Source organism: Variovorax atrisoli 110B, from assembly GCF_000382045.1.
Classification (GTDB): Bacteria; Pseudomonadota; Gammaproteobacteria; order Burkholderiales; family Burkholderiaceae_C; genus Variovorax; species Variovorax atrisoli.
In genome coordinates this window covers 158,110-180,971 of record NZ_KB907460.1, presented here as the reverse complement: position 1 = coordinate 180,971, position 22,862 = coordinate 158,110, and the positions used below count along the sequence as shown (strand labels likewise).

General features: G+C 69.7%; 20 protein-coding genes. 12 read left to right on the top strand and 8 right to left on the bottom strand.

Features of this window, described 5'->3' with window-relative positions; all coding sequences use genetic code 11:
- Positions 1-27: 27 nt before the first annotated feature.
- Together G369_RS0126500 and G369_RS0126495 are read right to left on the bottom strand one after the other, a co-directional pair.
- Complete coding sequence (locus tag G369_RS0126500) at positions 28-1,242, bottom strand: DUF2252 domain-containing protein (RefSeq protein WP_019657083.1); 1,215 nt, start codon at positions 1,240-1,242, stop codon at positions 28-30.
- 83 nt (positions 1,243-1,325) lie between these two features.
- Positions 1,326-2,147 carry an IclR family transcriptional regulator gene (locus G369_RS0126495; protein ID WP_019657082.1) on the bottom strand — a complete coding sequence of 274 codons (822 nt, stop codon included), beginning with the start codon at positions 2,145-2,147 and terminating at the stop codon, positions 1,326-1,328.
- A 348-nt stretch (positions 2,148-2,495) separates the two neighbouring features.
- Between G369_RS0126495 and G369_RS0126490 the strand changes: the two genes are divergently transcribed.
- The 3 genes from G369_RS0126490 to G369_RS0126480 all read left to right on the top strand — a co-directional run bounded on the left by G369_RS0126490 (position 2,496) and on the right by G369_RS0126480 (position 7,314).
- A complete protein-coding gene (locus G369_RS0126490) occupies positions 2,496-4,133 on the top strand; it encodes a methyl-accepting chemotaxis protein (RefSeq protein WP_019657081.1) in 1,638 nt (545 codons plus the stop codon).
- 155 nt (positions 4,134-4,288) lie between these two features.
- Positions 4,289-5,929 (top strand): GMC family oxidoreductase, encoded by a 1,641-nt coding sequence (locus tag G369_RS0126485; protein ID WP_019657080.1) that lies wholly within the window; start codon positions 4,289-4,291, stop codon positions 5,927-5,929.
- Between the two features lie 62 nt (positions 5,930-5,991).
- A complete protein-coding gene (locus tag G369_RS0126480) occupies positions 5,992-7,314 on the top strand; it encodes an MFS transporter (protein ID WP_019657079.1) in 1,323 nt (440 codons plus the stop codon).
- Positions 7,315-7,332: 18 nt separating this feature from the next.
- Here G369_RS0126480 and G369_RS39940 read toward each other — a convergent pair whose 3' ends face one another.
- Positions 7,333-7,791: a helix-turn-helix transcriptional regulator gene (locus G369_RS39940; RefSeq protein WP_019657078.1), complete on the bottom strand. Its 459-nt coding sequence runs from the start codon at positions 7,789-7,791 to the stop codon at positions 7,333-7,335.
- Positions 7,792-7,952: 161 nt separating this feature from the next.
- On the opposite strand from G369_RS39940, the gene G369_RS0126470 reads away from it, so the two are divergent.
- The 6 genes from G369_RS0126470 to G369_RS0126445 all read left to right on the top strand — a co-directional run bounded on the left by G369_RS0126470 (position 7,953) and on the right by G369_RS0126445 (position 13,969).
- Complete coding sequence (locus G369_RS0126470; RefSeq protein WP_026346650.1) at positions 7,953-9,014, top strand: class I SAM-dependent methyltransferase; 1,062 nt, start codon at positions 7,953-7,955, stop codon at positions 9,012-9,014.
- 21 nt (positions 9,015-9,035) lie between these two features.
- A complete protein-coding gene (locus G369_RS0126465; RefSeq protein ID WP_019657076.1) occupies positions 9,036-9,260 on the top strand; it encodes a DUF1059 domain-containing protein in 225 nt (74 codons plus the stop codon).
- A gap of 196 nt (positions 9,261-9,456) precedes the next feature.
- Positions 9,457-9,960 (top strand): (2Fe-2S)-binding protein, encoded by a 504-nt coding sequence (locus G369_RS0126460; protein WP_019657075.1) that lies wholly within the window; start codon positions 9,457-9,459, stop codon positions 9,958-9,960.
- Positions 9,957-12,236: a xanthine dehydrogenase family protein molybdopterin-binding subunit gene (locus G369_RS0126455; protein WP_019657074.1), complete on the top strand. Its 2,280-nt coding sequence runs from the start codon at positions 9,957-9,959 to the stop codon at positions 12,234-12,236. The genes G369_RS0126460 and G369_RS0126455 overlap by 4 nt, the downstream gene beginning before the upstream one ends.
- Complete coding sequence (locus G369_RS0126450; RefSeq protein ID WP_019657073.1) at positions 12,233-13,552, top strand: c-type cytochrome; 1,320 nt, start codon at positions 12,233-12,235, stop codon at positions 13,550-13,552. Before G369_RS0126455 ends, G369_RS0126450 begins: the two co-directional genes overlap by 4 nt.
- Before the next feature lie 45 nt (positions 13,553-13,597).
- Positions 13,598-13,969, top strand: coding sequence for a hypothetical protein (locus tag G369_RS0126445; RefSeq protein ID WP_019657072.1), 372 nt, complete (start codon positions 13,598-13,600; stop codon positions 13,967-13,969).
- Here the strand turns inward: G369_RS0126445 and G369_RS0126440 are convergent.
- Both G369_RS0126440 and G369_RS0126435 read right to left on the bottom strand, forming a co-directional pair.
- A complete protein-coding gene (locus G369_RS0126440) occupies positions 13,932-15,161 on the bottom strand; it encodes an arabinose transporter (RefSeq protein WP_157773788.1) in 1,230 nt (409 codons plus the stop codon). The two genes, G369_RS0126445 and G369_RS0126440, sit on opposite strands and share 38 nt — an antisense overlap.
- A 170-nt stretch (positions 15,162-15,331) precedes the next feature.
- Positions 15,332-15,997, bottom strand: a complete 666-nt coding sequence (locus G369_RS0126435; protein WP_019657070.1) for an O-methyltransferase — start codon at positions 15,995-15,997, stop codon at positions 15,332-15,334.
- An 82-nt stretch (positions 15,998-16,079) separates the two neighbouring features.
- Here G369_RS0126435 and G369_RS36335 point away from each other — a divergent pair, with 82 nt between their 5' ends.
- The gene (locus tag G369_RS36335; RefSeq protein ID WP_019657069.1) at positions 16,080-16,784 is read left to right on the top strand and encodes a TetR/AcrR family transcriptional regulator; all 705 of its coding nucleotides are present in this window, start codon (positions 16,080-16,082) and stop codon (positions 16,782-16,784) included.
- Positions 16,785-17,096: 312 nt separating this feature from the next.
- Entirely contained in the window at positions 17,097-20,237 is a 3,141-nt protein-coding gene (locus G369_RS0126425) for an autotransporter outer membrane beta-barrel domain-containing protein (protein ID WP_019657068.1), read from the top strand.
- 26 nt (positions 20,238-20,263) lie between these two features.
- Here G369_RS0126425 and G369_RS0126420 read toward each other — a convergent pair whose 3' ends face one another.
- From G369_RS0126420 to G369_RS39730, 3 genes are all read right to left on the bottom strand, one after another.
- A complete protein-coding gene (locus tag G369_RS0126420; protein ID WP_019657067.1) occupies positions 20,264-21,262 on the bottom strand; it encodes an alpha/beta fold hydrolase in 999 nt (332 codons plus the stop codon).
- Between the two features lie 76 nt (positions 21,263-21,338).
- Positions 21,339-22,145 carry a DUF1295 domain-containing protein gene (locus tag G369_RS0126415; protein WP_019657066.1) on the bottom strand — a complete coding sequence of 269 codons (807 nt, stop codon included), beginning with the start codon at positions 22,143-22,145 and terminating at the stop codon, positions 21,339-21,341.
- Entirely contained in the window at positions 22,142-22,267 is a 126-nt protein-coding gene (locus tag G369_RS39730) for a hypothetical protein (RefSeq protein WP_019657065.1), read from the bottom strand. Before G369_RS39730 ends, G369_RS0126415 begins: the two co-directional genes overlap by 4 nt.
- Positions 22,268-22,423: 156 nt before the next feature.
- Here G369_RS39730 and G369_RS0126405 point away from each other — a divergent pair, with 156 nt between their 5' ends.
- A complete protein-coding gene (locus G369_RS0126405; protein WP_019657064.1) occupies positions 22,424-22,780 on the top strand; it encodes a hypothetical protein in 357 nt (118 codons plus the stop codon).
- The last annotated feature ends 82 nt before the right edge of the window (positions 22,781-22,862 follow it).

Genomic DNA, 22,862 nt, shown 5'->3' with positions numbered 1-22,862 from the left:
GTGGGCTCGTTGAATTCCCCAGCATTGTCAGGCCGCCGGCGCCATCAGCCCCGCGTCATACGCCTCGCAATAGAGCCCCCAGTCCTCCACCACCTGCGCCGCACACTGATGCGCCGCATCCAGCAAGTCCCCGCGCCATGACTTCGCCGAAGCGCCGAAGTCGATCAGCGCATCCGCGATGGCGGAGCCCTGCCGGCCCGAGCTGCGCAGTTGCGCCCAGGCCATGAGCTGGCCCATCTCGGCGATCACGCCGCGGATGTCGGCGAGGCGCGTGCGGTTCACGTCGAGCATCACGCGGTCTTCGCTGGGTTGGAGGCCGCGCAGCACGTACGACGACTTGCGGCCGACGATGGGGTGCAGGAAGGCCATCGACACGGCCTGCATGCGGCGCTGCAGGCCGACCACGCGGTGCGCTTCCGACGGCCATTCGGGCTGCCTGGTCTTCTTCAGGTGCGGCACGAGCGAGGACGGCTGCGCCTGCTTCAGGTCGAGCAGGAAATTGGCGTCGGGCGAGCCCTTGCCTTCGATCAGCACGATGTAGCGCTCCACGCCCAGGCTGCCGGTGCCGGCGATGCGGCGGGCCACGTCGAGCACCCTGAAGAAGCCGGGGTTGGGCTGCGAGGCGGCGAAGTTGTCGATGAGCCTGGTGACCCGTTCGCGCTGCGCCTCGGTGGCCTGCAGCGCATGCCTGCCGTCGCAGCGGATGGAGCGCCTGCGGCCCTTGCGGTCGCTGCGCCGGTCGAGGAACGCGGGGCGGGTGCGCGCCTTCAGGGTGTCGAGCAGGTCCCTGACGAGCCCGCCGGCGGTGTCGCGCTCGATCCAGCGGGCCTTGCCAAGCACGAGCGCGCCCGCATAGGAGTCGAGGAAGGTCTTGCACAGGGCGTCCGCGTCGGCGGTGCTCTTGCACAGGCCTTCGCCCGCCACCAGGATGCTCGACAGGAAGCGCACCAGCTCCCATGTCACCGGCGCGAGCGCGGCTTCGTCGAAATCGTTGAGGTCGAAGTAGACGAGCCGGTTGTCGCCCTTGTAGCTGCCGAAGTTCTCCAGGTGCGCATCGCCGCACAGCCATGCCGCCGGCGCCTTGGAGAACAGCCCGCCGGCCGGCAGGCGGTCGTAGAAGAGGTGGCAGGTGCCGCGCAGGAAGACGAAGGGGCTGGAGCGCAGGTTGGCGTATTTCATCGCCAGCCTTTCGGGATCGCGCCCGGCGTTGAAGCTTCGGATGGTCTTGGCGGCGTTGGGCATGCGTTCGTCTTTCTTCCTCTTGCGCTGGTCGCGAGCGGCGGATTCTGCGGCTGCGCGCCCACTCGAAGCTGACGAAGCCGAAGTCAGAGCAGCCCGGCCATCCTCTGCGCCGCCGCCTTCAGCGCATCGATGCGCCCGAGCGCGTCGTCCATCGACATGCGTGCCGTGGGCGCATGCACGGCCAGCGCGGCGCGCACCGCGCCGGCCGTATCGCGCACCGGCACGGCCACGGCCACGAGGCCGGCGATGAATTCCTCGCGGTCGCAGGAGTAGCCCTGTGTCGCGATCGCCTCGCATTCGGCGCGCAGCGCCGCGGCCTTGGTGATGGTGTTGGGCGTCATGCGCTCCAGCGGCAGCCCGTCGATGAACGCATCGCGCTCCTTGGCCGGCATCTGCGCCAGGAACAGCTTGCCGCTGGCCGTGCAGTGCAGCGGCACGTGCGAGCCCACGTCGAGCGTCAGGCGCAGCGGCCATTGCGCCTCGACGCGGTCGAGGTAGAGCACCTGCGCACCGTCGAGGGTGGTGAGGTTGCAGGTCTCGCCGACCTGGCGCACCAGCGCCGACAGCACCTCGTGCCGCAGCCCCCGCACCACGCCGTGGTTCAGCGTGTCGAAGGCCAGCCGCCGCAGCGCGGGGCCGACGGTGAAGGAGCGCTCGTCGACGTCGCGGGCCAGGAAGCCGGTGGCCAGCAGCTGGGTGCAGATGCGGTGTGCCGTGCCCTTGGGCAGGCCGAGCTGCGCGGCCAGGTCGGCCAGCGTGAGGGCCCGGCCTTCACTGGCGAGCAGCGCCAGCAGGCGCAGGCTGCGCTCGGCGGAGGAACCGGAGAGGCCGGCGGACTCCGCTTCGTCCTGAATGAGGGCTGCGGTGGGAATCACTGCGGCGGATGCGCGCGCGGAACGTGGCATGCGGATGAACCTTGCGAAGGAAAGTCGGTGCGGAAATGGCTGGCCTTGGAGCAGGCCCGGCCGAAGAGATTGTTCCACCGACAGGCCCCCGCATTCCTGCGGCCTCGTTTCCGCCTGCCTGCCATGCAATGCGACCTTGCTGCGGAATTACCCAAAAGGGGTCGTGAGCAATATTTGCAAACAAATCCGAAGAATTTGTAATCAAAAAATATTGGCTGGCGGCCTCAAGAACCGCCATTCCCGACCGAAAAAGAAAAGCACGGAATTGGTGCCATCGCAAAGCGCGGAAATTCAAACGGCGCTTTCGCTTATTCCGATCCTGTTTTTCCTGAACCTGATACCGGACCCATGAAAACTCTTTCGACCCGGAAACTGCTCGCCGGGACTTTCACGATCCTCGCGCTGCTGGTGCTGCTCGTGAGCCTGCTGGCCCTGCGTTCGCTGAATGCCGCCGATCTTCGGTTCTCCAGCTACGTCACCGGCATCGCGCACCGAAAGGCGCTGACCGCCGAGATCGGCATCGCAGCGAGCCGGCGGGCCATCGGCGTGCGGGAGATGGTGCTCGTGCACACGGGCGCGGATCGTGACCGGGCCAAGGCGATGGCGGTCGACAGCAACGAGAAACTGCAATCCACCTTGAAAGAGCTCAAGAAGGCGCTTGGCGCGGACAAAGACGTCACCGACCGTGAACGGGCCATCTTCGACAAGATGGAAAGGATAGAAAAAGAATACCTTCCGGTCGCCCTTTCGATCGTCGAACTCGCCGCCGCAGGAAAACGCGAGGAGGCGATCGAAAGAATGAACACGGCGTGCAGACCGTTGCTCCTGCAGCTCCTGCTCGCCTCGGTCGAATACGCCGACTACAACTCGGAAATTTCGCACAAGAGTGTCGAGGCTTCCGCGGAGGCTTATTCGCGGCAGCTGAAGTTGCTGCTCGCCCTGAGCTCCTTCGCAGTGATTGCCGCGGTGGCGCTCGGCGTCTTCATTTCGCGCCGTCTTTTCTCCGCGCTCGGCGGCGAGCCGGCCAGGCTCAGCGTGGCCGCCCACAAGGTCGCCGATGGCGACCTGAGCGAAATCGACGGCGCACACGAGGCGCCGCGGGGCAGCGTGCTGGCATCCATGGTCGCCATGCAGCGGCAGCTGACGAAGCTCATCGGCCAGGTCCGCTCCTGCGCCGACAACATCGCCGTCGCGAGCTCCGAGATCGCCCAGGGCAACGACGACCTGTCCCGCCGGACGGAGTCCGAAGCGTCTTCACTGCAGGAGACCGCCGCATCCATGGAGAAGCTCAACGCCGCGGTCCGGCGCAACGCCGCCAGCGCCACCGAGGCGAACAGGCTCGCCGACAGCGCGAGCAGCGTGGCGATGCGCGGCGGCGAGGTCGTCGTCCAGGTGGTGGAGACGATGAAGAGCATCAACGACAGCAGCAGGAGGATCGCCGACATCATCGGCGTGATCGACGGCATCGCGTTCCAGACTAACATCCTGGCGCTGAACGCCGCCGTGGAGGCCGCGCGCGCGGGGGAGAAGGGCCGGGGCTTCGCGGTCGTCGCCTCCGAAGTGCGCAGTCTTGCGGGCCGATCGGCCGATGCCGCGAAGGAGATCAAGGCCCTCATCGGCGCGAGCGTCGATCGCGTCGAGGCCGGCTCGGCGCTGGTCGACCGCGCGGGCGCCACCATGGCGGAGGTCGTCGATTCCATCAGGCGGGTCGCGAACATCGTCGGCGAGATCAGCACGGCCAGCTCGGAGCAAAGCGCCGGTGTCGCGCAGGTCAGCGCGGCGGTGATGCAGCTGGACCAGGCCACGCAGCAGAACGTCGCGCTGGTCGAGCAGAGCGCGGCCGCTGCCCAGAGCATGAACTTCCAGGTCGAGCAGCTGGCGCATGCGGTCTCGGCCTTTCGGGTCGGCGACCCGCGCCAGGGCGGGCGTCCGCGGCGGGCCGTGGAACCGGCGCTTCGACTCGCCGCCGAAAGCGGTCCGGCGTAAGACGGCACAAGCGCCAGGTAGTCCGCACCCGGGCCACCGACGTGCGACATGCGGGTAAACGTTAAAAACGGAACATTGCGTTCCGAAAATCAATGACCTAGGATCGGTTCGAACGAGGGCGCTCGCCCTTCCAGAACCTCCCCCGGGACCATTGCATGCCTGAAGAAGAGTTCGACTACATCGTCGTCGGCGCGGGCTCCGCCGGCTGCGTGCTCGCCGGCCGGCTCAGCGAAGACCCGGCCACGCGGGTGCTGCTGCTCGAGGCCGGCCCGGCGGACCGGTCGCTGTGGATCCACCTGCCCATCGGCTACGGCAAGACGATGTGGAGCCCCACCTACAACTGGCGCTTCGAGACCGACCCCGACCCGAACATGAACGGCCGGCGCATCTACTGGCCGCGCGGAAAGACGCTGGGCGGCTCCAGTTCGATCAACGGCCTGATCTACATCCGCGGCCAACGCGAGGACTACGACCACTGGGCCGCGCTCGGCAACCCCGGCTGGAGCTACGACGAGGTGCTGCCCTACTTCATCCGCTCCGAAGGCAACCAGCGCGGCGGCGACGCCTTCCATGGCGGCGAGGGGCCGCTGAGGGTGTCGGACATCACGGCGAAGCACGAGCTGATCGAAGCCTTCATCGAGGGCGCCGGACAGACCGGCGTGCCGCGCACCGACGACTTCAACGGCGCCGAGCAGGAAGGCGCCGGCTACTACCAGCTGACCACGCACAGGGGCTGGCGCTGCAGCACCGCCAAGGCCTACCTGACGCCAGCGGTGAAGCGGCGGCCCAACCTGCGCATCGAGACCGAGGCCATGGCCGAGCGGCTGCTGTTCGACGGCACGCGCGCCGCCGGCGTCACCTACCGCCAGGGCGGGGAGCTCAAGACCGCGCGCTGCCGCGGCGAAGTGCTGCTGTCGGCCGGCTCGCTGCAGTCGCCGCAGCTGCTGCAGCTCTCGGGCATCGGTCCGCGTGCGCTGCTCGACCGCTTCGGCATTCCGGTGCAGCACGAGCTGCCCGGCGTCGGCGAGAACCTGCAGGACCACCTGCAGATCCGCCTGGGCTACGAATGCAGCAAGCCGATCACCACCAACGACCAGCTCAACTCCTGGTTCGGACAGATGGGCATGGGCCTCGAATGGCTGCTGCACCGCACCGGCCCGCTGGCAGTGGGCATCAACCAGGGCGGCTGCTTCATGCGCGCGCTGAAGGATGCCGAAGGCCGGCCGGTGGCGGCCACGCCCGACATCCAGTTCCACGTCGCCACGCTCTCGGCCGACATGGCGGGCGGCAAGGTGCATCCGTACTCGGGCTTCACGATGTCGGTGTGCCAGCTGCGGCCCGAGTCGCGCGGCCACGTGCGCATCCGCTCGCTCGACGCGGCCGAGCCGCCCGAGATGCAGCCCAACTATCTTTCTACCGAACTCGACCGCGCGACCACCGTGGCCGGCGTGAAGGCCGCGCGCGCGATCGCCGACTCGCCCGCGATGCGCCCCTACGTGAAGCGCGAGGTGAAGCCCGGCCCGGGCGCGGTGAGCGACGCCAACCTGCTGGAGTTCTGCCGCAACAACGGCGCCACCATCTTCCACCCCACCGGCACCTGCCGCATGGGCAGCGACGCTCTCGCCGTGGTCGATGCGCGCCTGCGCGTGCACGGCGTGGCGGGGCTGCGCGTGATCGACTGCTCGGCGATGCCGACGCTGGTGTCGGGCAACACCAACGCACCCGCCGTGATGATGGCCGAGAAGGCCGTCGATCTGATCAGAGAGGACGCGAGAGCGGCAGCGGCCGCGCACTGAGTTCCCGTTTCGAACCCCACGGTCCGCAGAGACCGCCACGACAAACCTCATCGGAGACAGACATGAGTGCAAGCGACGAGAAAGCGATTCGCAGGGTGGTGGTTTCGGCCCTGGTAGGCGCCACCATCGAGTGGTACGACTTCTTCCTGTACGGCGTGGTGGCCGGCATCGTGTTCAACAAGCTCTACTTCCCGGGCAGCGACCCGGTGGTGTCGACGTTGCTGGCCTACACCACCTTCGCGGTGGGCTTCGTCACGCGGCCACTGGGCGGCGTGATCTTCGGCCACTTCGGCGACAAGATCGGCCGCAAGAGCATGCTCGTCATCACGCTGATGATCATGGGTGTGGCCACCTTCCTCATCGGACTGGTGCCCACCTATGCGCAGATCGGCATCGCGGCGCCGCTGCTGCTGTTGCTGCTGCGCGTGGCGCAGGGCATAGGCCTGGGCGGCGAATGGGGCGGCGCGGTGCTCATGGCGTATGAATACGCGCCGAAGGAAAAGCGCGGCTTCTATGCCTCGCTGCCGCAGATCGGGCTGGCCATCGGCCTGTGCCTGGCCTCGGGCGTGGTGGCGCTGCTGTCGTGGCTGCTGACCGACGAGCAGTTCCTGTCGTGGGGCTGGCGCATCGCCTTCCTGATCTCCGGCGCGATGGTGATGGTGGGCATGTACATCCGCCTGCACGTGAAGGAGACGCCGGAGTTCGCGGCCGTGAAGGCCCGCAACGCCGAGCTGCGCATTCCGTTCATGGACATGATCCGGCGCTACCCCGGCAACGTGCTCAAGGGCATGGGCGCGCGCTACATCGACGGGGTGTTCTTCAACATCTTCGGCGTGTTCTCCATCAACTACCTGACGAGCACGATCAAGATCAACCGCACCGAGGCGCTGCTGGGCGTGATGGCCGCGGCGGTGGTGATGTGCTTCGCGATTCCGTTCTTCGGGCGCATGTCCGACCGGCTCGGGCGTCCGCGCGTGTACATGTGGGGTTCGCTCATCACGGCCGTCTCGGCGTTCCCGGGCTTCTGGCTCATGACGCACAGCGGCGGCAACGTGCTGCTCATATGGCTGTCGATCATCGTGCCCTTCGGCATCCTGTATGCGTCGGTGTACGGGCCGGAGGCCGCGCTCTTCTGCGACCTGTTCGACGCCAAGGTGCGCTACACGGGCATCAGCTTCGTCTACCAGTTCTCGGGCATCTTCGCCTCGGGCATCACGCCGATCATCGCGACCGCGCTGCTGAAGTCGGGCGGCGGCGAGCCGTGGCAGATCTGCCTGTACGTTCTGTTCGCGGGCGTGGTGTCGGCGGCGTGCGCGTGGATGATCGGCCGCAGCGCGTCGCCCGCGGATGCGCCGGTACCGGCGCATCCGCGGACGACGCGCTGAGGGCCCTCCGGCGCCGCCTCAAGGCGCCCCGGCGTCCATGCCGAGCGCGCGCATCACGGCCGCGGTGCGCGTCTCCACGCCCAGCTTCACGTACACGTGCTCCAGGTGCTTGTGCACCGTGCGCGGGCTGATCTGGAGCAAGGCGGCGATCTCCGCGTCGGTCTTGCCGCGCGAGAGCCAGCGCATGACCTCGCCTTCGCGCGGCGTGAGCACCGGCGGCAAGGCGGGCCGCGCCGGCTCCTCCGCCCGGCAGGCCAGCCGATACAGCAGGGCCACCGCCACCGCGTGCTCCAGCCCTGCGCGGCGGTAGTGCTCGGCCTGCATCGAGGCGCGGCGGAACTCGCGCTTGCGGGGTGCCTTGGCCGCGTTGCGGCGGATCGCATGCACGCCGTGATGCCGCACGAGCGGCTGCCCGGATTCCAGCTGCTCCAGCAGGCGAAGTGCGCTCGCGCAATCGCCGCGCGTGAGATGCGTCATGGCGTGCCCCTTGTCTCGCTTTCTTCTTCGTGCCGCATACGCATTGCTGCGTATGGCGCCTGCATGCACCGGGGCGGAGGATGTCGCGCTGTCCCCGTGCCGCGAAACCAGTATAGGCAGGCAGGGGACGCGCGAGCCGTCCGCCGGCGAAGGGGAAACACATGGCTATCGACGAAACAAGGCTTAACGCGTTCATGGGTAACTTCGTCCATGACATCGGCGCCGTGATGCACGCCGCGACCATCGTCGTGGGCGACCAGCTCGGCCTGTACAAGGAAATGGCGAAGGGCCCGGGCACGGCGGAAGAGCTGGCCCGGCGCACCGAGACAGATCCGCGCTACCTGCGCGAATGGCTCTCGGCGCAGGCCGCGAGCGGCTATGTCGAGTACGACCCGAAGGGCGAGGTCTTCTCGCTCTCCGAAGAGCAGGCCTTCGCGCTCGCCGAGGAAGGCAGCCCGGCCTTCGTGCCCGGCGCCTTCCAGATCGCGGTGGCGCAGTTCAAGGCCGTGCCCAAGATGGTCCAGGCCATGCGCACGGGCCTGGGCATCGGCTGGCACGAGCACGACCCCGCCCTGTTCCACGGCACCGAGCGCTTCTTCAGGCCGGGCTATGCGGCCAACCTCGTGAGCCAGTGGATACCGGCCCTCGAAGGGGTCGCCGCCGCACTCGAACGGGGCGCGCGCGTGGCCGACGTGGGCTGCGGGCATGGCGCCTCTACGCTGCTGATGGCGCAGGCCTATCCAGCGTCGAGCTTCGTCGGCTTCGACTATCACGCGCCGTCGATCGAGCGCGCACGCGAGACGGCGCGCAAGGCCGGCATCGACGATCCGAAGCGGCTGAGCTTCGAGGTCGCGAGCGCGAAGGACTTTCCGGGCAGGGACTACGACCTCGTCGCCTTCTTCGACTGCCTGCACGACATGGGCGACCCGGTGGGCGCGGCGGCGCACGTGCGCGCCAGCCTCAGGCCGCAGGGCACCTGGATGCTGGTGGAACCCTTCGCCAACGACCGGCTGGAGGACAACATGAACCCGGTGGGGCGCGTGTTCTATTCGGCCTCCAACTTCATCTGCACGCCCGCATCGCGCTCGCAGGAAGTGGGCCTGTGCCTGGGCGCGCAGGCCGGCGAGGCGCGGCTTCGCGACGTGGCGGCCAAGGGCGGCTTCACGCACTTCCGCCGCGCCAGCGAGACGCCCTTCAACCTGATCTTCGAAGCACGTCCGTGAGGACATATTCAAGGAGTCGCCATGCCACGCCAATACATCGACTGCCGCGAGTACCCGAGCACGACGAACTGCAGCGTCGCGCTTTGCGCCGACAGCGAGAGCGAACTGCTCGATGCCGCGGTGCAGCATGCCGTGACCGTTCACGGCCACACAGACTCGCCCGAGCTGCGCAAGCAGCTCGCGAGCCTGTTCAAGAACGGCACGCCGCCGCTGCAGGCGCCGGCCGTTCAGAAGATGCCTGCCTGACGCCGCTTCGCCTGCCCGGGGCATCGACGCTGCTGCAGTGCACGGCAGCGATGAATACCTTCGAATGAACGCAGGCCGGCGCCTGCGATGAAAGCATCGCGCGCCGGTCGAACACACCCTTGCCCGCCAAGCGCGCTTTGCAAAGTCGCGCTATGGTTCGCTCCACCCACGGCGAACCGGAGAAAAGGCAAGGCCCATGATCGACATCAACATCAACGGCCAGTCCGTTGCCATCGACGCACCCGACGACATGCCCCTGCTCTGGGCACTGCGCGACATCGTCGGACTCACAGGCACCAAGTTCGGCTGCGGCATCGCGCAGTGCGGCGCCTGCACCGTGCACCTCGACGGCCAGCCCGTGCGATCGTGCGTGCTGCCGGTGGGCGCCATCGGCAAGAAGGCGGTCACCACCATCGAGGCGATCGAGCAGACGCCGGCCGGCAAGAGCATCCAGAAGGCCTGGCTCGACGTCGACGTGGTGCAGTGCGGCTACTGCCAGTCGGGCCAGATCATGTCGGCCGCCGCGCTGATACAGCGCACGCCCAACCCGAGCGACGCCGACATCGACCTGGCCATGTCGGGCAACGTCTGCCGGTGCTGCACCTACTCGCGCATCCGCGCAGCCATCAAGCAGGCCGCCACGGGCAAGGCCGAAGTGATGCAGTCGGTGGCGGTGATGCCGGCAAGGAGCGCATCATGAAGACCCTCGACCGTCCCGCCAGCGGCATCGGCATCGGAGGCATCAGCCGCCGCGCGGCCCTGCAGGCCGGCGGCCTCGCGCTGGCCTTCACGTGGCTGGGCACGGGCAAGGCCTTCGCCGCCATCAACCCGAGGCAGCAGCCGGGCGACGCGGCAGCCGCACTCGCCGACGGCAACCCGGCGTTCGCGCCGAATGCCTTCATCCGCATCGATGCCGACGGCGGCGTGCGCCTGGTGATGCCGATGGCCGAGATGGGCCAGGCGATCTACACCGGCTCGGCGATGCTGCTGGCCGAGGAGCTCGGCGTCGATCTCGACCAGGTGCGCGTGGAGCACTCGCCGGCGAACGAGGCGCTCTACGGCATGCCGCTGCTCGGCGGCCAGATCACCGGCGGCTCGACCAGCACGCGCGGCACCTTCGGCGTGCTGCGCGAGGCCGGCGCCGTGGCGCGCACCCTGCTGGTGAGTGCCGCCGCGGCGCAATGGAAGGTCGACCCGGCGAGCTGCACCGTGGAGCGCGGCGTGGTGAGCCATGCGGCCTCGGGCCGTCAGCTCGGCTTCGGCGCGCTGGCCGGCGCCGCCGCAAAGCTGCCGATGCCGGCCAAGGTGGCGCTGAAGGAGCCGAAGGACTTCCGGCTCATCGGCCAGCCGCTGCGGCGCGTCGACTCGGCGGGCAAGGTCAACGGCACCGCGCAGTTCGGCATCGACGTGCGCGTGCCCGGCATGAAGGTGGCGACGGTCAAGGCGAGCCCCACGCTGGGCGGCGTGCTGGCCTCGGTGGACGACAAGGCCGCGCGCGCCATACCCGGCGTGATCGACGTTCTTCGCATCAAGGACGCGGTGGCCGTGGTGGGCGAGCATTTCTGGGCCGCGAAGTGCGGCCTCGAGGCGCTGAAGCTGAAGTGGACGCCGGGGCGCAACGCGACGCTCACCACGCAGCAACTGCGCGCGGCGCTGGCCGATGCGCTCGCGAAGGACAAGGCCATCGTCGGCAAGGAAACCGGCAAGCGGCCCGAAGGCACGCTGGTGCAGGCCACCTACGACCTGCCGATGCTCGCGCACGCGACCATGGAGCCGCTCAACACCACGGTGCACGTGCGGCCCGACGGCTGCGACATGTGGGTGGGAACGCAGGTGCCGGCGCGCTGCGTGGGCGTGGCCGCGAAGATCACCGGCCTGGCCGAAGACAAGGTGGTGCTGCACAACCAGTACCTGGGCGGCGGCTTCGGCCGCCGGCTGGAAACCGATTCGGTGGAGCAGGCCGTGGCCTTCGCAAAGCAGGTGCCCTACCCGCTCAAGGTGGTGTGGACACGCGAGGAAGACATCCGCCACGACATCGTGCGCCCCATGTACCACGACGAGATCTCGGCAGTGGTCGACGGCGAAGGCCGCATCCAGTGGTTCGGCGACCGCATCTCGGGCGGCACGGTGCTGGGCCGCTGGGCACCCGCCTTCATGGGCAAGGACGGCATGGACGGCGACCTCATCGAATGCGTGGCCGAGCCCTGCTACGACCTGCCGAACCTCAAGGTCGAATGGGTGCGGCACGACATGCCGGCTGGCCTGAACGTCGGCTGGTGGCGCGGCGTGGGCCCCACGCACAACCTCTTCGTGATGGAGAGCTTCATCGACGAACTCGCGCAACGCGCGAAGAAAGACCCGGTCGCCTACCGCCGCGCGATGCTGCAGAAGAACCCGCGCACGCTCGCGGTGCTCGACCTCGCGGCCAGCAGGATCGGCTGGGGCCAGGGCTCGCTGCCCGCGCGCGTGGGGCGCGGCGTGGCCGTGGGCGATGCCTTCGGCAGCCGCGTGTGCGCCATCATCGAGGCCGAAGTCTCGCCGCAGGGCGAGGTGCGCATGCGGCGCGCGGTGGTCGCGGTGGACTGCGGCATCGCAGTGAACGCGAGCTCCATCGAGGCGCAGATCCAGGGCGGGCTGCTGTTCGGGCTGAGCGCGGCTCTCTACAACGAGATCACGCTGCGCGACGGTGCCATCGAGCAGAGCAACTTCCACGACTACCGGACGCTGCGCATCAACGAAGCGCCGGCCATCGAGGTGCACTTGGTGAAGAGTGCGGAAGCCCCGGGCGGACTCGGCGAAGTCGGCACGGCCATCGCGGCACCGGCGCTGGCAAACGCGATCTTCGCCGCGACCGGCGTGCGACTGCGCGCGCTGCCGGTGAACCGCGCGCTGCTGGCGCAGGACAAAGAGGCGCTGAAGAAGAAGGTCGCCGATGCAGGGCCCGGCAAGGGATTCGACGAAGGGAGGTCGGCATGAAGCGGTTCTTCAAGACCCTGGCGGTGCTGGTCGTCGTCGGCGCCGCGCTCTACTTCTTCCTGAACCGCACCGACGGCTCCGCGGGCGAGGCGCCCGTGCTGGCCGGCGCACCCAGCAATGCAGCGCTGCTCGTGCGCGGCGAGTACCTCACCAAGGCCGCCGACTGCATCGCCTGCCACACGGTGCCCGGCGGCAAGGGCGAGCCCTTCGCAGGCGGCCTGCCCTTCGTGCTGCCCTTCGGCACGATCTACTCGTCGAACATCACCGCGGACCCCGAGACCGGCATCGGCAAGTGGAGCGACGACCAGTTCGTGCGCGCGCTGCACGACGGCGTGCGCGCCGACGGCAAGCGCCTGTACCCGGCCTTCCCGTACACCTCGTACACCGCGCTGAGCCGAAGCGACGTGCTCGCGATCAAGGCCTACCTGTTCAGCCTGCCCAAGGTGAGCCAGCCGAACCGGGAGCCCGACCTCGGCTTCCCGTTCAACCAGCGCTGGGCCATGGGCTTCTGGAACGCGGCCTTCTTCAAGAGCGCCCGCTTCGAGGCCGACGCGTCGAAGCCGCTCGCGTGGAACCAGGGCAAGTACCTCGCCACCGCGCTGGGCCACTGCGCCGAATGCCACACGCCGCGCAACTTCGCCTTCGCGATGGACAAGGGCAACGAGCTCGCGGGCGAATCCATCCAGGGATGGCGCGCCTACAACATCACCTCCGACGCGAAGAGCGGCATCGGCGCCTGGAGCGACGCCGAGATCGCCGCCTACCTCACGACCGGCCATGCCGAGGGACGCGGCTCGGCGTCGGGACCGATGGGCGAGGCGGTGGAGCACAGCCTGCAGTACCTGAAGCCGGAAGACGCCTCGGCGCTCGTGAGCTACCTGCGCACGGTGCCAGCGAAAAGTGGCAAGAACCCGATCGAGATCGACGCGAAGGCGCCATGGGCGCTTGCGGCGAATGCCTCGGCGCCGGCCGCCAACACGGCCGAGGGCCACGAGCAGGGGCTCAGGCTCTTCGCTGCCGCCTGCGCAAGCTGCCACCAGTGGAACGGCAAGGGCCAGCAGACCGCCGACGCATCGCTGCTGGGAACGCGCGGCGTGAACGACCCCGACGGCTCCAACGTGACGCAGATGATCCTGCAGGGCGTGCGCATGCACGTGCACGACAGGGAGATCTACATGCCGGCCTTCGGCAAGGCCTACACCGACGCCGAGGTCGCGGCGCTGGCCAACTACGTCATCGCGCAGTTCGGCAACAAGCAGGCCGCGATCACGCCGGAGTTCGTCGCGAAGCAGCGCGCGCTGGGGCCGAGCCCCTGACCTGGGCGGCTGGTCAGGGGGTTTCGCCGCATCTACACTGCGGCCATGAAGAGAACAGGGGAAGCACAGCGTGGACTGCAGCCCGTGGTGGAGCTGCGCAAGGATGCCTCGTCGTACGCCTACTCCGTTCGCGCGCCCCGCTCCAGGGGCGTGATACCTCCCAGCTCGTACCGCAACGGCGGCTTCGCCACGCTGGCCGATTGCCTCGGCGACGTGGCGCGTGCGCTGGGAGGCAACTTCTCGCGCATCTACGTGCGGCTCGATGGTCTCTGCGTCGGCGAGCGCGACCTTGTCGAGCTGCGGCTGGAGCCGCAGAAGGTCGCCTCCGAACTGAAGGCCGAGCTCGAAGCCGAGCTGAAGGCCAAGGCCTCCTGCGCGGTCAGGGCCGAGAGCGTGTCTGAGTCCGGCGAAGGCTGATCGCGATCACCAGCCCCGCAGCCGCCGCGCCCGCGCCGGCCAGGAACACGCCGCCATACCCCGCCCTGTCGGCCAGCAGCCCGGCCAGCGGACCCGTCAGCCCGTAGGCGACGTCCTGGAACGCGGAGAAGCCGCCCAGCGCCGTGCCGCGCAGATGCGGCTGCACAAGCTGCACGACCTCGCGCCCCATGGAAGGGAAGATCATCGAGCAGCCGAGCCCCGTGAGGAACGCGCCGACGAGGGCGAGCACAGGATCGGAAGCGCTCCAGATCAGCGCCTGCCCCACGGTCTCCACGGCCAGCGAGCCGATGGCCACGGGCAGCCCGCCCACGCGGTCCGGCAGATGCCCGAAGAGCACCCGCACCAGCACGAAGCCGCCGCCGAAGGCCGTCAGGCCCAGCCCGGCGAAGCGCCAGTGCTGGTCGAGGAAGTGCAGCGTGAAGAACGCGCCGATCGCCGCGAAGCCGATGCCCTGCAGGCACACGATGGTGCCGTGCGGCCAGACCTGACCGATCACGCGCCAGAACGGCGGGCGCTCGGCACCGGGGTGCGCTGGCACCCCGGCCAGCCGCCAGATCGCCAGCATGCCGAGGCAGGGCAGGATCACGCCGACGCTCATGACCCCGGCGTACCCGAAGCGCTGCTGCAGCACGAGCCCAATCGGCCCGCCGACCGCCAGCGCGCCGTATATGGCGGCGCCGACCAGAGCCAGCACCTTGCCCGAGCGCGCCGGCCCGACGAGCCCGATGCCCCAGCCGATGATGCCGACGCCGACCAGGCTTTCGCCGAGGCCGACCAGCAGCCGCCCCGCGAGCAGCACCAGGTAGGCCGTCCAGGGCGACGGCGCCAGCAGGCCCGCGAGCAGCGAGACCAGCGCCCCGCTCACGTAGAAGACCAGCCCGCGCGCCACGGCGGACTTGGCCCCGGCGCGGTCGGACTGCGTGCCGGCATACGCCCGGCTCAGCACGGTCGAGAGAAAGGCGATGCCCACGCCGAGCCCCGCCCACACGTTGCCCAGCCCGAGCTGCCCCGTCACGAAGATCGGCACGACCGGCAGGGACATGCCCACGCAGAGATAGGAGATGAAGAGGATGGCCGTCAGCAGCAGCAGGCGGCCCTGTGCGGGGTCGCGCGTCGATGCCGAAGGTGGCGGTGACGATGAAGTCGCAGATGGTGTCGATGGGATGCTCATGGTGTCGTCCGGGTTGGATGTGTTCTCCCGGCCGGTCGGAGCGCGCATGCGGACGCACCCAGACCGGCAAGGATCGTGGAGTGCGTTGGTTGACGTCAGACGCTTACGGCCAGTGCGACTGGCACTGCGGACGCTGCGGCGTCCGCGTGGGGTTCAATGCGCGGGCGGGCTCATCCGAGGCGCATCGACAGCTCGACGTCCTCGCCGAAGGGCGTGGACAGGTAGCCCGAGGCGGGCGAGCGCACGTGCGCCAGGTACTCGGGGCTGTGGTCGGCGTTGTCGGCGACGACGAAGGCGCCCGGCCGCAGGCGGCTTTCGACCAGCGCGAGGATGTCGGGGTAGAGCGCCTTCGCACCGTCGAGCAGCAGCAGGTCGATCGAGTCGGGCAGGCCGGCAGCGAGCGTCTGCAGCGCGTCGCCCTCGCGGATCTCGACCAGGTCGGCCAGTCCGCCGGCCTCGAGGTTGCGGCGGGCGCGCGCCACCTTGGAGGGCTCGAACTCGGTGGTGACGACCCGGCCGCCGCCGTTGTCGCGCAGGGCCGCGGCGAGGTGCAGCGTCGAGATGCCGAAGGAGGTGCCGAACTCGACGATGTTCCGGGCGCCGCCGCTGCGCGCGAGCATGTAGAGCAGCAGGCCGGTCTCGCGCGAGACGGGCAGAGCAACGTCCTTGAGCCGCGCGTAGAGATCGAGGTAGCCGGTCTTGCTGCGCATCAACTGCGCGCGTTCTTCGTCGGAGAGGCCGGCGATAGCAGCGCTCGTCGCGGGCGATGCCTCGGCGGCCTCCTGGAACAGGCGCTCCAGCAGGGGCGCCAAGGGCTTGTCGGTGAGGGTTGTCACAGGGTTCTTCGTGTTGGAGTGAAGGTGCGCTCATAATATGAAGGAACATTCACATTTCCTATTCGCGTTGCGAACCACGCCCATGGCCGACCGCAAAAGCTCGCCGATCTCCTCTAGAAGAAAGCCCAAGCAGGCCCGCTCGAACGACCTCGTCGCGGCCATCCTGGAGGCGGCCCTTCAGGTTCTGGAGAAGGAAGGCGCGCAGCGCTTCACCACCACGCGCGTGGCCGAGCGGGCCGGCGTGAGCGTCGGATCGGTCTACCAGTACTTCCCGAACAAGGCGTCGATCCTCTTCCGGCTGCAGAGCGACGAGTGGAAGCAGACGAGCGAGATGCTCGGCGGCATCCTCGAGGACACGCAGCGCCCGCCGCTGGAGCGGCTGCGCATGCTGGTGCATGCCTTCGTGCGCTCGGAGTGCGAGGAAGCCGGAATGCGCGTGGCGCTCAACGACGCCGCCCCGCTCTACCGGGACGCCCCCGAGGCGCACGAGGCACGCGCCGCCGGCGACCGCGTCATGAAGGCCTTCATGCGCGAAGCCCTGCCCCACGCCGTCGAGGCCACGCGCGCAATCGCCGCCGACCTGATCACGACCACGTTCAGCGCGGTCGGCAAGCAGTTCTCGGAGAGTCCGCGCACCGACGCCGAGATCGCCGCGTATTCGGACGCCATGGCCGACATGTTCTGCGCCTACCTCCGCAGCCTCGGGCACGGGCAGGAGCAAGCGCTGCAGCCGCAGCAGAAGCGCGGGCAGGCCGGAAAGCGCCCTCGCCGCCCGGCGAGCCGCTAGCTCCTTTGTATTTCGCGCGAAACATTGCTTACCTCTTGACGCAGTTCAGGGGATATCCGCGCCACGCGGCTTATCGCCCGTAGCCCGCTGGGCCGCAACCGCCGCTGCGGCCACGCAGCGTTATCGCGCTTCGGGCATCCGGCAGGGCCCGCCTAGGTACCCGCTTCCGGGCATATCGCCCGTCGCAACGCGTACTTACATTTTTGACTTGCAAATCGAAAACGACGGCATGTGCAGGCGGTGGACAGACACGCGCCCGCACGCGGGAGCCTGCCCGTTCAGGCGAGGAACGAACGAACAAATTGGTAAGCCATGAACAAGGTTTTTCGGACCCTTTGGAATCCAGCCCGCGGCACCTGGGTCGCCGCACCCGAAACCTCGCGCGGCCACGCGCGCTCCGCCAGATCGGCTGAGCCGCGAACCTGCCACCTCGCCCTGGCGCCTGCCCTCGCGGCGCTGATGCTGGGTGCGGGCCCGGCACTGGCCGCAGGCGGCGCCGGCGGCCAGCCCACCAACGACACCTCGCTGCACGCCGGATCGGGCGGCGCCGACGGCAGCGGCGGCAGCGGCGGACTCAACGACACCACGGTGAACGCGAACGGAGGCGCCGGCGGATCGTCGACCAGCGCGGGCCCGACGGCCGGCTCCGCCGCCAGCACCGGCACCTTCGCCGGCGCCACCGCCGGCACGGGCGGCGCGGCTGGAGCCGGCAGCAACACCGTCAGCCCCGGCGTTCTGCAGGGTGACAACGGCGCGGCCGGCCAGTCGCAGACGGGCGACATGAGCAACGGCAACGGCTACGGCGGTGGTGGCGGCGGCGGCTTCCAGGGCGCGACCATCGGCAGCGGCGTCGGCTCTTCTTCCAACAGCTACACGGGCGGCGCCGGCGGCGCGGGCGGCAACGGCTACTGGGCGGCAGGCGGCGGCGGCGCGGGGGGCTACGGCTCCATCCTGCTCGGGCCCACGGGCAGCTACACGGCCACCGGCAGTTCGACCGGCGGCGCGGGCGGCAAGGGCGGCGACGCCTTCTCCCAAGGCGGTGGCGGCGGCGGCGGTGGCGGCGGCTTCCTCCTGAACGCGACCACGCCGGGCCTCGGCTTCACCAACACCGGCGCCATCAGCGGCGGCGCCGGCGGCGCGGGCGGCTCCGAGCTGCTGCCGGCCCGCAGCAATGCGTCGGGCGGCGGCGGCGGTGCGGGCGGCATCGGCATCACGCTGACGGGCAGCGCGCTGACTGTGACCAATTCGGGCGCAGTCACCGGCGGCGCAGGGGGCGCGGGCGGTGCCGGCGGCGGCGGGGTCGGCGGCACTGGTGCACCCGGCGCGGGCGGCGACGGCGGCATCGGCCTGCGCGCGTCGGGCAGCACCACGCTCGGCAACAGCGGTTCCATCGCCGGCGGCAACGGCGGCGTCGGCGGTACCAACAGCAACGGCGGCGCGCGCGGCGCCAACGGCGCGGGCGGGGTGGGCGTGCTGGGCGCCAACCTCGGCATCGTCAACAGCGGCAGCATCACCGGCGGCCTGGGCGGCGACGGCGTCACCCGCGCGGCCGCGGTGGAGTTCACCGGCGGCAGCAACAGCCTGACGCTGAACGCCGGTGCAGCGCTGACGGGCGCCGTCGCCATCGACAGCGGCGCTACCGCCAGCATCGTCGCGGGCGCCAACGGCCTGAGCCTGAGCAGCCCGCTGCTGCTGGGCGGCACCGGCACCATCGACACCAACGGCCACGACATGGGCTGGTCGGGCCCCATCTCCGGAGCTGCCGGCCTGGTGAAGAGCGGCGCGGGCACGCTGACGCTGTCGGGCGCCAACGTCTACACCGGTCCCACCAGCATCAACGCCGGCACGCTGCGCGCCGGCACGGCCGGTGCGCTCAGCAGCGCCAGCGCATTCACCGTGGGCTCCGGCGCCACGCTCGACCTCGCCGGCAACAGCCAGACCGTCGCGTCGATGTCCAACAGCGGCACCGTGTCGCTGGTCGGCTCCGCACCGGGCACCACGCTGACCGTCACCGGCCCCTGGGTCGGCAATGGCGGCACGCTGCGCCTGGGCACGGCCCTCGGCAACAGCAGCAGCGCGACCGACAGGCTCGTGCTCAGCGGCAGCACCGCCATCGCCAGCGGCACGACCAACGTGCAGATCACCAACCTCGGCGGCCTGGGGGCGCTGACCACCGGCAACGGCATCGAGGTCGTCAGCGCGATCAACGGGGCCACCACCACCGCGCAGACCACGAAGAGCGCCTTCGCGCTGGCAGGAGGCCACGTCGATGCCGGCGCCTACGAATACCGGCTCTACGCAGCCGACGCGAGCGGCGCGGGCGAGAACTGGTACCTGCGCTCCAGCGCGGTCGTCACGCCGCCGGCCAACGGCGGCGGAAGCGGTAGCGGAGGCAGTGGAAGCAGTGGAGGCAATGGCGGCGCTGGCAGCAGCGGCGGCAGCACAGGAGGCGGCGGCGGCATCTCCGTCCCCACCTACCGCGCCGAAGTACCGCTGTACGCCGCGCTGCCCGAGCAGTTCCGCCAGGCCAACCTGACGATGCTCGGCAGCATGCGCCAGCGGCTGGGCGACGACGGCCCGCCGCCCGGCAACGATGCCGGTCCCGCCATGCCCGACCAGGGCTACCGCCAGGCCTGGGCGCGCATCATCAGCACCGACCGCAGCATCAGCCAGGGCGGCACCGTGAGCCCCACCAGCAAGGGGCGCCTCTCGGGCTTCCAGGCCGGCACCGACCTCTGGGCCGACGCCCACTGGCGCGCGGGCGTCTACGTCGGCGAGCTCAACGGCGACATGAGCGTGAGCGGCTTCGCACGCGGCATCGTCAACTACGCGGCCGGCACCAACGACCTGCGCAGCCAGTACCTGGGCGCCTATGCCACCTGGAAGAACGACAGCGGCCTGTACGTCGACGGCGTGCTGCAGGCCGGACGCCACCGCTATACGGCGTCGCCCACGCTGGGCTTCTCCAGCACGGGCAAGGGCAGCAGCCTGCTGGCCTCCATCGAGGTGGGCCAGGCGTTCGCCATCGCACCGGGCTGGACCATCGAGCCGCAGCTGCAGCTGGTGCACCAGCGCATCAGCCTGGACGACACCGGCATCGCCGCCGCACTGGTGCAGCAGCACAGCCACAGCGGCTGGCTCGCACGCGCGGGCGTGCGGGTGAAGGGCGAGATCGCCACCTCCGCCGGCCTGCTGCAGCCCTATGTGCGCTTCAACGTCTACCGCAGCGGCAGCGGCACCGACATCAGCCGCTTCGTCGGCCCGGCGGCATACACCGACATCGCCACGCGCACCGGCGGCACGAGCACGGAGCTGGCGGCGGGCGCCACGCTGCAGCTCACGCAGAACGCGAGCCTGTATGCAGAGCTCGGCAAGACCTGGGCCTCGGGCGGCGCCGTGCGCACGAGGAGCAACGGCATCGAAGGGAGCGTGGGCGTGAAGATCCGCTGGTGACGGCTGCCACCAAGCGAGGCTGCCAGCTAGCGCCTGCCGCCTTCCGCGCGGACCGTGTCGACCACCGAAAGCACCGCCTCGGTCACCGCGGCCGGATCGTCGAACTGGATGTCGTGGCTGGACTTCGGCAGCGACAGGTGCCTGCCGCGCGAAGACCACGCCGCCTCCTCGACGTGAAGCTGCTGCCAGATGGCGAGCACCTCGCGGCCCTGCTCGGGCGTGATCTTCATTCCGCGAAGCTCTTCTTGCGTGTACGGCGCCATCGCGGTGAGCACCACCAGCGGACGGCTGCCCAGGTCGCGGAAGGCGCCGGCCTCGGCGAGCATCGCGTCGGTCGCGTCGCCCTCCGCCATCTGGGTGACCATGGATTTCGGTGCGTAGGCCCGTATCGCCTGCGCATCGTGCTCGCTCTGGTTCGGCGCCCTGGGCAGCAGCCTCGGCGCCATCGCCCTCAGCAGGCCGCTCCAGGAAAGCGACACCGCGATGCGCGAGCGCAGCGAGCGGGTCTCCTTCATGTAGGCCGCGACGCGCGCCACCTGGTCGGGGTGCGACGGGTCCACGAGCACCAGCCCCGCCACCTCATTGCCGAAGCGATGCGCGAAGGTCGTCGCGAAGAGGCCGCCGAGCGACTGGCCCACGAGCACGAAGGGCCCGCGCTCGCCCGCACGGGTGAGCGCCTCGTGCAGATCGCTCGCCACCTGCCTCGCGCTGATCGGCGCATTCGACGGATCGCTCCACATCAGCCCGGCGCGGCTGTAGGCGCACGCGCGCGTGCGCGCCGCCACGGCCGGCTGCACCGCCGACCAGCTCAGCGAGCCATCGACGCTCAGCCCGGCCTCGAACACGACGGTGGGCGAGCCGGAGCCGCGGCAGTCGAGCTGGATCCGGCGCCCGCCGCCGACGTCGACCATCGTTCCCGGCGCGGGAAAGTCGCGCTGCGCCCGGTAGCGGCCGAGCTGCTCGTACGCCACGCCCGCAAGGACGACCAGCGCGAGGAATGCCGTGCTCCAGAGGACGATACGCATCGCTGCCGCGGAAGATCTGTTGGACGAAGGCTTCACCGCGGCAATCGTGCCACCGCCGGGCCGCCAGGGCCACCGGCTAGGGCTTCAGCCGAGCGGCGCGCACCGGTCCCGGCACGAAGGCATTGGTGCGCTCGATGTAGTCGCGATAGGCCGGGCGGCGCTCGCCGATGTCGCTTTCGAGCATGCGCACGCCCGAGACCTTCAGCAGCAGCCAGGTCATGAGCAGCGGCGACACGATGCTCCACGCCCCGCTCCACCCCGCGCCGCCGATGGCCATGAGCCAGATGCCCCACCACACGCAGGCCTCGCCGAAGTAGTTGGGGTGCCGCGTGTAGCGCCACAGGCCGCGGTCCATCACCTGGCCCCGGTTCGCGGGGTCGGCCTTGAAGCGCGCCATCTGCGCGTCGCCCAAGGCTTCGAAGACGAAGCCGAACAGCCCCAGCGCAGCACCGAGCGCATCGAGCAGGCCCAGCGGCCGTTCGGCCGCCATGCCCGGCAGGAAAGGCGCCGACACGATCCAGGCGAGCACCGCCTGCAGCGCGAACACCAGGTACAGGCTCTTGAAACCGAAGTTGGGCTGGTTGCGCGCGCGGATCGCCTGGTAGCGGCGGTCTTCGCCGTGCCCCCAGTTGCGCCAGGTGATGTAGATGCAAAGCCGAAGCGCCCACGCGCTGCCGATCAGCGCCATGCACAACCCGCGCGCGGTCTGCGGCGCCGGCAGCAGCGCGAGGTACACGAGCCCCGCGCCTGCGATCAGGATCGCCCATACGCGGTCGACGAGGCTCGCATCGTGCCGCACGAGGCTCACGGCCCAGGTGGCAAGCGCGAGCGAGGCGGTCCAGGCAAGGCCCGCGAGCGCGACGGTGGTGAGGCTGCCGGTCATGCGCGGTCCGACGCCTCGATGCAGTCGGCCAGATCCTGCCGCCGCTCGGCGCTGCGGCCCTGACGCAACCCACGGGCGCGCTGGCGGACCATGTCGTGGGCGGATGCGATGTCCTTCGGCATATGCGTTTCTTTTTTCCTCGTCGGGCATGCGCCGGATGGCGCGCTCCCATCGCTTGCGATACGCGCCGGCCCGGCTTTTGGATCATGCCCGCCTGAGCTAAAGTCGGCCACCACCCGGCGCCTCGACCGGCCGCATCCCTCCTCTGCCCGCAAGACATGCGCGACTTCCTCTACTACTCGCTGATGCTGCTTCTCGGATTCGCCTGGTACAGGTTCGGGCAGAAGCTGCTGCGCAAGGGGCCGCGCGACGAGAACGACGAGCTCACCAAGGGAATCGTCGGCCCTGTGGGCTTCCTGATGGCGGGCGGCATCTCCTGCTACCTCCTCTTCTACATGCTGCGCGCACTGGTCCGCCGCGAAGTGCCATGCGTGGGCAAGGCCTGCTCGGGACAGATCTACACGCTCGCGGCCAACCCCGGCGAGTTCTGGGCCAACGTGTTCTTCATTGCGTGGATGTTGGCGGCGCTGGTGTACGCGCTGTATGTGACGCTCAGGATCTGGTTCAGGGCCTGATTCGTCCCAACGTCCGCACAGCATGAAAGGCCGCTATCGGCCGCTATCGGCCAGGTTCGACCGCAACGGCGGCAGGGGTCGT

Excerpts from the sequence above, each read along its gene's own strand:
- G369_RS0126500 (WP_019657083.1), bottom strand. The coding sequence starts at position 1,242 with ATGCCCAACGCCGCCAAGACCATCCGAAGCTTCAACGCCGGGCGCGAT.
- G369_RS0126495 (WP_019657082.1), bottom strand. The coding sequence starts at position 2,147 with ATGCCACGTTCCGCGCGCGCATCCGCCGCAGTGATTCCCACCGCAGCC.
- G369_RS0126490 (WP_019657081.1), top strand. The coding sequence starts at position 2,496 with ATGAAAACTCTTTCGACCCGGAAACTGCTCGCCGGGACTTTCACGATC.
- G369_RS0126485 (WP_019657080.1), top strand. The coding sequence starts at position 4,289 with ATGCCTGAAGAAGAGTTCGACTACATCGTCGTCGGCGCGGGCTCCGCC.
- G369_RS0126480 (WP_019657079.1), top strand. The coding sequence starts at position 5,992 with ATGAGTGCAAGCGACGAGAAAGCGATTCGCAGGGTGGTGGTTTCGGCC.
- G369_RS39940 (WP_019657078.1), bottom strand. The coding sequence starts at position 7,791 with ATGACGCATCTCACGCGCGGCGATTGCGCGAGCGCACTTCGCCTGCTG.
- G369_RS0126470 (WP_026346650.1), top strand. The coding sequence starts at position 7,953 with ATGGCTATCGACGAAACAAGGCTTAACGCGTTCATGGGTAACTTCGTC.
- G369_RS0126465 (WP_019657076.1), top strand. The coding sequence starts at position 9,036 with ATGCCACGCCAATACATCGACTGCCGCGAGTACCCGAGCACGACGAAC.
- G369_RS0126460 (WP_019657075.1), top strand. The coding sequence starts at position 9,457 with ATGATCGACATCAACATCAACGGCCAGTCCGTTGCCATCGACGCACCC.
- G369_RS0126455 (WP_019657074.1), top strand. The coding sequence starts at position 9,957 with ATGAAGACCCTCGACCGTCCCGCCAGCGGCATCGGCATCGGAGGCATC.
- G369_RS0126450 (WP_019657073.1), top strand. The coding sequence starts at position 12,233 with ATGAAGCGGTTCTTCAAGACCCTGGCGGTGCTGGTCGTCGTCGGCGCC.
- G369_RS0126445 (WP_019657072.1), top strand. The coding sequence starts at position 13,598 with ATGAAGAGAACAGGGGAAGCACAGCGTGGACTGCAGCCCGTGGTGGAG.
- G369_RS0126440 (WP_157773788.1), bottom strand. The coding sequence starts at position 15,161 with ATGAGCATCCCATCGACACCATCTGCGACTTCATCGTCACCGCCACCT.
- G369_RS36335 (WP_019657069.1), top strand. The coding sequence starts at position 16,080 with ATGGCCGACCGCAAAAGCTCGCCGATCTCCTCTAGAAGAAAGCCCAAG.
- G369_RS0126425 (WP_019657068.1), top strand. The coding sequence starts at position 17,097 with ATGAACAAGGTTTTTCGGACCCTTTGGAATCCAGCCCGCGGCACCTGG.
- G369_RS0126420 (WP_019657067.1), bottom strand. The coding sequence starts at position 21,262 with ATGCGTATCGTCCTCTGGAGCACGGCATTCCTCGCGCTGGTCGTCCTT.
- G369_RS0126415 (WP_019657066.1), bottom strand. The coding sequence starts at position 22,145 with ATGACCGGCAGCCTCACCACCGTCGCGCTCGCGGGCCTTGCCTGGACC.
- G369_RS39730 (WP_019657065.1), bottom strand. The coding sequence starts at position 22,267 with ATGCCGAAGGACATCGCATCCGCCCACGACATGGTCCGCCAGCGCGCC.
- G369_RS0126405 (WP_019657064.1), top strand. The coding sequence starts at position 22,424 with ATGCGCGACTTCCTCTACTACTCGCTGATGCTGCTTCTCGGATTCGCC.